Source organism: Zhongshania sp. (assembly GCF_047636175.1).
Lineage (GTDB): Bacteria > Pseudomonadota > Gammaproteobacteria > Pseudomonadales > Spongiibacteraceae > Spongiibacter.
In genome coordinates this window covers 1-8,401 of the sequence record NZ_JBLIKC010000048.1, presented here as the reverse complement: position 1 = coordinate 8,401, position 8,401 = coordinate 1, and the positions used below count along the sequence as shown (strand labels likewise).

The following is an 8,401-nucleotide window of genomic DNA, read 5'->3' as shown; positions in this document are numbered from 1 at the left end:
CGTGGTCGGGCTTTTTATTTAATGGCGGTGAGAGAGGGATTCGAACCCTCGAATGGTTTAACCCATTACACGCTTTCCAGGCGTGCTCCTTAAGCCACTCGGACACCTCACCAAATCTTGTATCGCCGACTTTACTGCGCTCACGCCGTTAGTCTTTGAATTTCTCCCCTCGGAGATCAGGGCTATTAACCGTCGCCACAATATACTGGCGCTTTTTATTCTAGAAACGCTGTTCCGATAAAGCGGTGTAAACCAGCTCTCGAAACCCCCATGATATTTGCCGCCGGGGAATACTATACGCCTCATTTTGAGGGCGGGTACTCTAACCAATATCGATGGTAATGGCAATTGGCAAATAAATTATCGTCGTCATCAGTCATATTATGGTGCAGCCATTTTGGCTAGCACCTTGTTGGTGCGCCAAGTCTCCTAGAAGTAGGGCTAAGCGCTCGAACAATGCTCTAGTGTTAGCTGGAATACTTATTGCTTAGGGTGCTGAGGAGTCATACCTTGCTTATTTTGCTTTTGGGAACTCTTTGCTATGTAGAAAGATACCCATCTTAGAGGGGGTTTTATGGTGTATTCGCCCGAAATGGTGACGTTGCTGCAGCAACTGCGTCACCGTGTCTTTGCAGAGTTCGGAACGCGGATACGTTTGGCAGATCCAGAACTGCTATCGGTATTGGGTGAGCTGGGTAAACGCAGTCGTGATCCATTTACCCAAAAAACCGTGGTCGAAATTATGGCGCTTGCAGAAATTCCGTTTCACTTAGAATCCGCCGGAAAATCAGCAGATAATAAGAAGACCGAAGACCGTCTGCCAACTCAGGTTACTTATAGAGGGATCAAGATATCCCGTGATGAGAACGTGCCTTCGACTAAGAGTCAATCCTCTACAAGCCCTCAGGTAACTCGGCAGATGTATCGTGGTCAAGTGGTCAATAAATAGCCGCATCCAATGTTGGATTCTCGATCTGGTCATCGTGGCCATCATAATGACTGCGTCGTCATTCTTAGTTTTAATACCGTTTTCTCTTTGGCCACAGGCAGCCTAATTAGCGCTGTTGCAGAGTAATTTACCGTGGCGCTGTTAACTTAGCGCCTTACTGCTTATCATTAACGTCTTACCGTAAGAATTTCCCCACGTTATGACGATAAAATGCTCGATAGTGCCGGTGACAGCCTACCAACAGAACTGCTCAGTGATGGTCTGTGAACAAACCGGAAAAGCGGCGGTTTTTGATCCCGGTGGCGATATAGAGAATATCGAGGCGGCAATTGCCGAGTTGGGCGGTAGCCTGGAGGTGATTTATTTAACCCACGGACATATGGATCACTGCGCTGCGGCTGACGTAATGCGCAAGAAGTACGGCGTTAAAATTATTGGGCCACAGAAAGAGGATGCTTTCTGGATCGATAAATTGCCCGAGTGGTGCAAAATGACGGGTTTCCCCCACGCCGAGCCATTTACACCAGACCAGTGGTTGGAAGACGAAGATAGCGTTAGTTTTGGCGCTCAGACCTTGGCGGTTAAGTTTTGTCCCGGCCATACCCCCGGTCATGTCGTGTTTTTTCACGAGTCGGCGCGTCTTGCGATTGTGGGTGACGTTTTATTCCAAGGGTCTATCGGACGTACCGATTTCCCCAAAGGCGATTTTGATACGCTGGTAAACTCCATTCAAAGCAAATTGTGGCCGCTTGGGGATGACGTTACGTTTATCCCTGGTCACGGCCCAACATCAACCTTTGGTCACGAGCGGGAAACCAACCCCTTCGTTGCCGATACTCGCTTTGGATGAGTGCTAAATATGAGTAATGAATTAACGCATTTTGACACCAAGGGTAATGCCCAAATGGTCGACGTGACCGATAAAGCACTTACCCAGCGCGAAGCAAGGGCCAGTGGTTCGATAATAATGTCTGCGGAGACTCTTGCCTTGATTGCCGCCGGGGGTCACAAAAAAGGCGATGTCTTAGCGGTAGCGAGAATTGCTGGTATTCAGGGTGCCAAGCGGTGTTCGGATCTTATTCCCTTGTGTCATCCTCTAATGTTGTCATCGGTTAAAGTCGATTTCTCTTTAGACCACGTTAATAACGCAGTACATATTGAGGCAAGCTGTAAATTGGCGGGGCAGACCGGGGTTGAAATGGAGGCCTTAACGGCGGTTTCCGTGGCCGCCTTAACGATATACGATATGTGCAAGGCAGTGGATAAGGGCATGATCTTGTCAGACATTAAACTGCTGGCGAAGTCTGGTGGCCGCTCTGGTGACTGGCATGCCGGTGAGGCGCAAACATGATCACGGTGTTATTTTTTGCTAAATATCGTGAGCAGCTTGGCCTAGGCCGCATGTCGCTAGAATTAACGTCAGCAACCACTGTGAGCGAATTAAAAAAACGCCTGGTAGAGCAGGGCGGCGATGACTGGGCCGCTGTATTGTTTGCTGACAATACCTTGTGCGCAGTAAATCAAACCATTGCTGCCCCAGCTGACGCTATTTCTGATGGCGATGAGGTGGCGTTTTATCCACCCGTGACGGGAGGCTGATATGCTTCATCGCGTTGAAGTTCAGGAAGCTGATTTTGATGTCGGTACTGAGTGCAGAGCCCTGGCGGCCAGCACTCGTTGCGGCGCGGTGGCGCAATTTGTGGGCGTTATGCGCGACTATAACGAGGGTGATAATGTTTTAGCGATGGAGCTAGAACACTACCCTGGGATGACCGAACGCAGTATAGACGCCATTATTGATAGGGCGGAGCAGCGTTGGCCGCTCTTATCGGCAACAGTGATACATCGGGTTGGCCAATTAGAGCCAGGCGCGCAAATAGTGTTCATTGGTGTGGCCGCCATGCATCGTCAGGCTGCGTTTGCGGCCTGCGAATTTATTATGGACTATTTGAAGTCTGAGGCGCCGTTCTGGAAAAAGGAACGCAAAGTGGATGGCAGCGAGCGCTGGGTAGATGCTCGCGCCACTGACGCTAAGGCCCTAGAACGCTGGGCCGAGTAGTCCAATCGGAGTAGCCTATCGGACTGACCTTGTTAGCAGGCGGTGTGTATAATTCCGGCCAGCTATATAATTACGTTTATGCTTACAAGTATAAGCAAGCAACTACAATAATTGGTATACAACAGGAAATGTTATGAGTCTTGATCCCCGTGAACTTCGCAACGCACTCGGTCAGTTTACCACCGGTATTTGTGTTATCACTGCCAACCCAGATGGGTATAAGCCCTTTGGTATGACGGTTAATTCTTTTGCCTCGGTGTCACTGGATCCCGCGCTGGTGCTGTGGAGTCTGCGCAACGACTCAGAATGCCTTGATGCCTTTAACAAATCTAAAACCTTTACTGTTAACGTACTGGCTAGTGATCAAGTTGATATGTCTAATCTTTATTCAAAGAAGAGCGAGCACGATTTACTTGAAGATCATTATCGAATTGGCAAGAGCGGCGCGCCGGTATTACACGGCGCCCTGTCTAGTTTTGAATGTGAAACTTGGGCGAATTATGAGGGCGGCGATCATGTAATAGTGGTCGGTAAAGTCATTGAAATGGAAAATAAGCCCGGTGCCAAACCCTTGGTGTTTCATGCCGGTCAATATAGAGAATTATGCTAAATTAGCGGGAGTGAGGAGGGCAATGAAATACTGTAGTGATTGTGGCACGGAAGTGGTTAAACAAATTCCTGTGAATGATGATCGCCTTCGTTTTGTCTGCCCGCAATGCGAAATTATCCACTATCAAAACCCCAAAGTCGTGGTTGGCTGCCTGCCCATTGCTGGCAAACAGGTCTTACTGTGCCGCCGCGCGATAGAGCCCCGCCTTGGGTTTTGGACAATTCCAGCCGGTTTCATGGAAAACGGTGAAACCATGCTAGACGGCGCCTTGCGGGAAACTCGCGAAGAAGCGGCCGCCAAGGTAAAGGGTGAAACACTGTATCGCCTTTTTGATATTCCGCATATTAATCAGGTTTATGTGTTTTATCTGGGCGAGCTCGATGGCGGGTTTGGTATAGGTCCAGAGAGCTTGGAATCTAAGCTATTTTCAGAGGACGAAATCCCCTGGTCTGAGCTCGCTTTCCCCATTGTGACGGATGTGCTTACTGAGTATTTCGAGGATCGTAAGATCGGCGAATTTCCTATCAGGGTCAGCACCCCCAGTCCGCTATGGGCTAAGCACGTTGGTTGGAAGTCACCCGCTGATCGTGAAATATAGTAAAACTCCATCACGCAGCTATTAACCCTGATTTTAAGTATGCCCTTTCGGTGTAGCGAGCTATATTTATCAAAAGCTTGGAAGCGGACTAAGGTCCTGAAGCCCTTGGTCTTTGTCTAACGACGGCGAATTAACTAAGGTGGTTAAATGGAATACGTTTATCGCACCGTTTCTGTGTTTACTAAAACCGCTTATAGCGGCGTACAAGTTTCAGTTTTTCCTCAGGCCGACGGTTTTTAGACTTTTCGCCGGTGCTGCTCATGGCCCAAGAGTTGAACCATCCTGAAACCGTATTTATCTTTGCCGGCAGCAGTGAGATTGCAGCGGAGCTGCGGGTATTCTCGCCGGCAGGTGAGCGCTCAGTTGGCAGCCGCAGCGTCGCCGCGGCGCGACCCCTGCTTGTTACTGAAGTCTTAGCGGCCGGATAACGCGATCGCTTGGTGTACTTTTCCCAAGGGGAAAATATATTCGACGTGGTGCTGTCGCAAAAAGTGGCGGTTACTTACTCAGTTGTCGATGTCAGTGACGCCGCAGATTGATCGCTATGTGCCAGATAATAATGAACTGCAACAGGCCTTGGGTTTGGGGCCGGATGATACAGAAACTCGTAAAGTTAAAACGCTGTTTGTGAATTGTGAATCCCCTATTTAATCGCGCCTCTGCATTCTATGGAGGCCGTGTATCACGAGCGTTTCAACTTAGAGGCATAGTCGCATAATAGCGCTTCTTCAGTCGCAGTTAATAAAGTGCAGGTTTATTGTAGTGAAATAGAGTCACTGCAAACCGATTTTCATTTGCGAATTCTTTGAAAGCATATCGCTCATCAGCGATAGCCCACCTGTGGGCGCCGCAACACCTGCTTTTGTCGCAAGCTTGTGCGAGACCCGTGGTCTTGCAGACGGCACCCATACCTTTTTTTTGTTGGAACGCGGGCGCAAAGCGCTATGGCAGAGTATTTTGCAGGTCGAATTCGTCAAAAAAGCCACAGCGACGTTGACCGTGAGAGTGGGCGGCGACGCGGCTTCTGTTGCGCAAGGCTCTATTCTTGCCCCCGCTGCAACGCCATTAAAGGCCGCATAATTACTTGCGTACATCTAGTTGATAACTCGTTTCCTTGCCTACTCGCGCCCTAAACGAGTCCTTTGCTTTGTCTCATTTGGACCAAGGATTTCTGTATACTATGCTGGTTCTTAATTAATCATACGGCGTCTCGCTGCTTGACCCATCTCCAAGTATTATAACAAGGCTTATGACGTGGTCACAGATTTAGATACTTCACTTTTATTATTGCTTGCTGGTGTCGCCTTGCTAGGTTTGTGCCTCGGCGTCGGGCTCGCGGTACTATTATTGGGGCGTAGCAAACGATTACACATTCAGATGTTAGAGGAGCGAGCTAGCACATTACAATTAGCTTTTGATGAACAGCGCGCAGCCAGCCTCGAGTTAGGGAAACAGCTTGAAGAAACTAGGAATCTAGCGGTATCGCATGAGCGAGAAGTTGCCGTCCTCAATGCGCGGTTGCTGATGCAGGGCCAAGCGCTTAGCAGCGCACAGGCCACACTGAGCACGACAGAAGAAAAAAATAGCACGCTGAATGATGCGCTGGCGAGAAAGGAAAGCGCCTTTAGCCATTTACAAACTGCCACCACAGAACAGATCGCTCTGCTTAGTGATGCCAAGAAACAGTTAACGGATCAATTTGAACAGCTCGCCAATCGTATATTCGAAGAAAAAAGTCAGCGGTTTCAAGTACACAGTCGGGACGCTTTGGAGGTGCAATTAAAACCCTTTAGAGAACAGCTTACAGAATTTCGTGGCCGCGTAGATCATATTTACGACAATGAAAATCGTGAGCGTGGCGAGCTGAAAGAACAACTTAAAAATCTTCAAGAAATGAACCGCAATATTAGTAAAGAAGCGCAAAACCTGACCCGTGCGTTAAAGGGCGACAACAAAGCGCAGGGCAACTGGGGAGAGGTGATTTTAGAGCGCGTACTGGAGGAGTCTGGACTGCGCAAAGGTCACGAGTATGAAACTCAGGTGAGTTTTACCGACGACAGCGGCCGACGAAGACAGCCTGATGTCATTGTTCATTTACCCGACGACAAAGATATTATTATCGACGCCAAGGTGTCCTTGGTCGCTTATGAGCGCTATTGCAGCAGCGACGACGAGACCGAACGTCAAACACTGCTGCGTGAACATGCGCAATCGGTTAAAGCCCATATTAACGGCTTAAGCACCAAGGGCTATGAGCATATAGAAGGCCTGCGGACACTCGATTTTGTATTCATTTTTATTCCAGTGGAAGCGGCCTTTATGGCAGCTTTTGAGCATGATCCGGAATTGTTCCGCGATGCGTATGAGAAAAATATTATTGTTGTGGGGCCAACTACCTTGCTGGCAACGCTGCGGACGGTGCAAAGTATTTGGCGTTACGAGCGGCAGAATCAAAATGCCGAAGAAATCGCAAGACAGGCGGGTGCGCTTCACGACCAGTTTGCCCTTGTTGTGCAGTCTTTAGAAGATGTTGGCAAACACCTTGATCGCGGCCGTGATGCTTACGATAAAACCCTTAATCGAATGACCTTGGGTAAAGGTAACTTAGTGTCTCGAGTCAGTCGCTTAGAAGCTCTGGGAGCCAAGGTCAAAAAGACCTTGCCAACATCGCTTACAGATCGCGCCGAGATAGACGGTAGAGATTTTGACGATAAATAATTTTTAAATAGGAGCTTGTTACGTGACATTACCTAAAGTTGGAAATTTAGCACCTGCGTTTTCACTCAGTGATCAGGACGGTAATACCGTCAGCCTTAAAGATTTCAAAGGCAAAAAAGCGGTGGTTCTATATTTTTACCCTCGTGCATCGACACCTGGATGTACCCTGCAAGCCTGTGGCCTGCGAGATGTGCATGCAGAACTAGATCAACTGGGCTACCAATCATTGGGAATAAGCTTTGACCCGGTGGCTAAGATTAAGAAATTCCACGATAAATACGAACTTAATTTTCCCTTACTCTCAGACGAAGATCACGCCACTATCGATAAATATGGCTGCTGGCAGCTCAAAAAGTTTATGGGTAAGGAAAATATGGGCACCGTCAGAACAACGTTTATCATTGGCAAAGACGGGCACTTACTCAAAATTATGGACGCATTTAAAACCAAAACACACCACGAAACCTTGCTTGAAGTGTTGGCTGAACTAACTTAAAAGCACCTTAATAGTCGATACTTTCGGCTTGCCATTCTAGGAAGCGTAGGGCGTGTTAACCCTAGCTTCCTGCTTCACTGGTCTTACTAACTTCCTGAGCTCTGAATTGAGTGTAGGTCACTAAATCCTTTGTGATCATGTCTAAGCATAATTTAAGCACCACCGCGTCATCTAAAAACCCTGCGATAGGAATAAAGTCTGGCATCGCATCGAATGGCAGCAAGATGTAAAGCAGGGCTGTCACTATAGACCCCAGGGACCACCAAGGGATTTCTCGGTAGTCACCTTTCACATAATCTTGAAGTAGACTGAAAAGCGTTTTAACTTGGTCGATATAGGGCGAGAGTGAAACGCTGTGCAATACCTTGTTAAGAATGCGCTGCCTATTGCTCAAAGCTAAATTAATTTGAGATTCCGTTGCGTCGGCGGCGCCATTATCAAGCACCTTTTGGGCGCGTTTCGTGGAGAAAATTTGCATGGGTATGTCCAGAATCGTCAGTGTTATCTTGATTCTACGTGCTAGGCAGTAGCGGGTAAACGCCGGCAGTTAAGCCGGCGATTTAAGCTACGGTAGCGCGACGACCGGCTTAGCTAACAAATTGTCGTACCAGCTCAGATTTAAGAATTTTACCTGCGGCATTGCGTGGCATTTCCTGGCTACTGATCCAAATCTGACTGGGGTGTTTAAAGCTGGCTAGTTTGTCAGTGAGGTAGTCGATTATATCGGCGGGCTTGATCGCGACATTCTCTCTTGGACGAATAACTGCGCCGGGTGTTTCGCCCAGTCTGTCATCCGGGATGGCTATAATGACAGCTTCGGCAATGCCCGGGTGAAGGCTAAGGCAAGCTTCTATTTCTGCTGGATAAATGTTTTCGCCGCCGCGAATAATAAGGTCTTTAGCGCGACCCACTAGAAATACAAAATTCTCCGCATCCAGGTAGCCAATGTCTCCGGTTGCCATCCAGTGGCC

The 8,401-nt window shown here is 48.4% G+C and carries 14 protein-coding genes and 1 tRNA gene; 12 read left to right on the top strand and 3 right to left on the bottom strand.

Annotation, left to right across the window (positions count from 1 at the left end; translation table 11 throughout):
* Positions 1–22: 22 nt before the first annotated feature.
* A tRNA-Ser gene (locus ACI955_RS16980) sits at positions 23–112 on the bottom strand.
* A gap of 462 nt (positions 113–574) precedes the next feature.
* On the opposite strand from ACI955_RS16980, the gene ACI955_RS16975 reads away from it, so the two are divergent.
* From ACI955_RS16975 to bcp, 12 genes are all read left to right on the top strand, one after another.
* Positions 575–949 carry a hypothetical protein gene (locus tag ACI955_RS16975; protein WP_415244934.1) on the top strand — a complete coding sequence of 125 codons (375 nt, stop codon included), beginning with the start codon at positions 575–577 and terminating at the stop codon, positions 947–949.
* Positions 950–1,148: 199 nt separating this feature from the next.
* Positions 1,149–1,799, top strand: a complete 651-nt coding sequence (locus tag ACI955_RS16970; RefSeq protein ID WP_415244933.1) for an MBL fold metallo-hydrolase — start codon at positions 1,149–1,151, stop codon at positions 1,797–1,799.
* 9 nt (positions 1,800–1,808) lie between these two features.
* The gene (moaC, locus tag ACI955_RS16965; protein WP_415244932.1) at positions 1,809–2,300 is read left to right on the top strand and encodes a cyclic pyranopterin monophosphate synthase MoaC; all 492 of its coding nucleotides are present in this window, start codon (positions 1,809–1,811) and stop codon (positions 2,298–2,300) included.
* Positions 2,297–2,548 carry a molybdopterin converting factor subunit 1 gene (gene moaD / locus ACI955_RS16960; RefSeq protein WP_415244931.1) on the top strand — a complete coding sequence of 84 codons (252 nt, stop codon included), beginning with the start codon at positions 2,297–2,299 and terminating at the stop codon, positions 2,546–2,548. The genes moaC and moaD overlap by 4 nt, the downstream gene beginning before the upstream one ends.
* Before the next feature lies 1 nt (position 2,549).
* Positions 2,550–3,008 carry a molybdopterin synthase catalytic subunit MoaE gene (gene moaE / locus ACI955_RS16955; protein WP_415244930.1) on the top strand — a complete coding sequence of 153 codons (459 nt, stop codon included), beginning with the start codon at positions 2,550–2,552 and terminating at the stop codon, positions 3,006–3,008.
* A 133-nt stretch (positions 3,009–3,141) separates the two neighbouring features.
* Positions 3,142–3,618 carry a flavin reductase family protein gene (locus ACI955_RS16950; protein ID WP_415244929.1) on the top strand — a complete coding sequence of 159 codons (477 nt, stop codon included), beginning with the start codon at positions 3,142–3,144 and terminating at the stop codon, positions 3,616–3,618.
* 22 nt (positions 3,619–3,640) lie between these two features.
* Positions 3,641–4,216, top strand: a complete 576-nt coding sequence (locus ACI955_RS16945) for an NUDIX hydrolase (RefSeq protein WP_415244928.1) — start codon at positions 3,641–3,643, stop codon at positions 4,214–4,216.
* Between the two features lie 260 nt (positions 4,217–4,476).
* Complete coding sequence (locus tag ACI955_RS16940; RefSeq protein WP_415244927.1) at positions 4,477–4,644, top strand: hypothetical protein; 168 nt, start codon at positions 4,477–4,479, stop codon at positions 4,642–4,644.
* 82 nt (positions 4,645–4,726) lie between these two features.
* Positions 4,727–4,867 (top strand): hypothetical protein, encoded by a 141-nt coding sequence (locus tag ACI955_RS16935; RefSeq protein ID WP_415244926.1) that lies wholly within the window; start codon positions 4,727–4,729, stop codon positions 4,865–4,867.
* A 189-nt stretch (positions 4,868–5,056) separates the two neighbouring features.
* Positions 5,057–5,296, top strand: a complete 240-nt coding sequence (locus tag ACI955_RS16930) for a hypothetical protein (RefSeq protein WP_415244925.1) — start codon at positions 5,057–5,059, stop codon at positions 5,294–5,296.
* Between the two features lie 174 nt (positions 5,297–5,470).
* The gene (gene rmuC, locus ACI955_RS16925) at positions 5,471–6,934 is read left to right on the top strand and encodes a DNA recombination protein RmuC (protein WP_415244924.1); all 1,464 of its coding nucleotides are present in this window, start codon (positions 5,471–5,473) and stop codon (positions 6,932–6,934) included.
* Positions 6,935–6,956: 22 nt separating this feature from the next.
* A complete protein-coding gene (gene bcp / locus ACI955_RS16920; protein ID WP_415244923.1) occupies positions 6,957–7,430 on the top strand; it encodes a thioredoxin-dependent thiol peroxidase in 474 nt (157 codons plus the stop codon).
* 61 nt (positions 7,431–7,491) lie between these two features.
* Here bcp and ACI955_RS16915 read toward each other — a convergent pair whose 3' ends face one another.
* Entirely contained in the window at positions 7,492–7,908 is a 417-nt protein-coding gene (locus ACI955_RS16915) for a YkvA family protein (protein ID WP_415244922.1), read from the bottom strand.
* Positions 7,909–8,017: 109 nt separating this feature from the next.
* A partial coding sequence (locus ACI955_RS16910; protein ID WP_415244921.1) for a class I adenylate-forming enzyme family protein occupies positions 8,018–8,401 on the bottom strand: 384 nt, incomplete at its 5' end.

Bases quoted from the DNA above. Each gene is read 5' to 3' on its own strand.
- ACI955_RS16975 (WP_415244934.1), top strand. From the start codon at position 575: ATGGTGTATTCGCCCGAAATGGTGACGTTGCTGCAGCAACTGCGTCAC.
- ACI955_RS16970 (WP_415244933.1), top strand. From the start codon at position 1,149: ATGACGATAAAATGCTCGATAGTGCCGGTGACAGCCTACCAACAGAAC.
- moaC (WP_415244932.1), top strand. From the start codon at position 1,809: ATGAGTAATGAATTAACGCATTTTGACACCAAGGGTAATGCCCAAATG.
- moaD (WP_415244931.1), top strand. From the start codon at position 2,297: ATGATCACGGTGTTATTTTTTGCTAAATATCGTGAGCAGCTTGGCCTA.
- moaE (WP_415244930.1), top strand. From the start codon at position 2,550: ATGCTTCATCGCGTTGAAGTTCAGGAAGCTGATTTTGATGTCGGTACT.
- ACI955_RS16950 (WP_415244929.1), top strand. From the start codon at position 3,142: ATGAGTCTTGATCCCCGTGAACTTCGCAACGCACTCGGTCAGTTTACC.
- ACI955_RS16945 (WP_415244928.1), top strand. From the start codon at position 3,641: ATGAAATACTGTAGTGATTGTGGCACGGAAGTGGTTAAACAAATTCCT.
- ACI955_RS16940 (WP_415244927.1), top strand. From the start codon at position 4,477: ATGGCCCAAGAGTTGAACCATCCTGAAACCGTATTTATCTTTGCCGGC.
- ACI955_RS16915 (WP_415244922.1), bottom strand. From the start codon at position 7,908: ATGCAAATTTTCTCCACGAAACGCGCCCAAAAGGTGCTTGATAATGGC.